Annotated in this window: 1 protein-coding gene; it reads right to left on the reverse strand. The window is 50.6% G+C overall.

The genetic code is table 11. The annotated features are described in order from the left end of the window. On the reverse strand, positions 1-853 hold an 853-nt coding region (locus LQV63_RS31220), incomplete at its 3' end, for a transposase (protein WP_233699653.1). Between the last annotated feature and the right edge of the window lie 99 nt (positions 854-952).

Here is a 952-nt window from a genome sequence, read left to right on the forward strand (position 1 = left end):
AGTCGCCGTCAGCGCCCCAGTAAGTCATCGCGAACCCCATCGAACAGCAGGGCGTTCCGTTCGTCGTCATTCCAGCAGGAGGTTCTTTCTCTCCCCTTGGATTAAGGGGAATAATCGCTTGGGCTTTCACATTTCGAGCTGCTTCATACACTTTCATTTGGTCATAGCCTGCATCGAGCATAAAGTAGCGTATCTTGGATTGAGATGCGGCTTTTTCAATCAAGCCCGGTGCCATCTCGCCGTCGTTGACATGCGCCGGTGTCACTTCAAGTGCGATGGGAAGCTCGCTTTGCGTATCTACCGCCAGATGAAGCTTGTAGCCGAACCACGTCATCTTGTTTCCGAAAGAATCAAACTTCGCGCCCCAATTCGCATCGCCGGTTTGTTCGCTTTTACGCTTAGGCTGCTTTTTCTCGTAGGCATGGATGGCGGCACTGTCGATCGCGGCATGGTTGCCGCCCAGGATGCCCTCTTGTTGACAACGGTTGACCAATTCCTCGAAAAGCTGCTTCGCCAACTCTTTCTTGGTCAACTCGGCAAAAACGCGACTTAATGTGGCTACAGACGGCGCTTTGCGATTCAGTGAAAGACCGCACTGATAACGAAAGCGAAGGTCAGTATCCAAACGATGATGCAGGCCGGTGAATGTGCGAATATGTTCAAGCGGTGCGACCAGCAAAGCGCGAAGAATCCCTTCTCTGCTGTGACCGTTGGCCCCTCGGGGTGAACGGCTTCTTAGCTCTTTGGCGTAGGGACTTAAGTCCAAGGCGCTGAAAAAGATCGGCAAACGATCTTTTGACTCGATTTTTAGCAGTTCCTCAAAGGAAAACAAACTTTCTTGGAGAATATACAAGGTGACTTCCTCCATCCTTGAGCTTTTTGGTTTGGTCACCGAAAAACTTCGCCAAGTTGGGGTGAAGTCCCTTTTTTATTGCTGAAAGTCCTTGTGTAG

The organism is Paenibacillus profundus, assembly GCF_021369635.1.
Taxonomy (GTDB): domain Bacteria; phylum Bacillota; class Bacilli; order Paenibacillales; family Paenibacillaceae; genus Paenibacillus_B; species Paenibacillus_B profundus.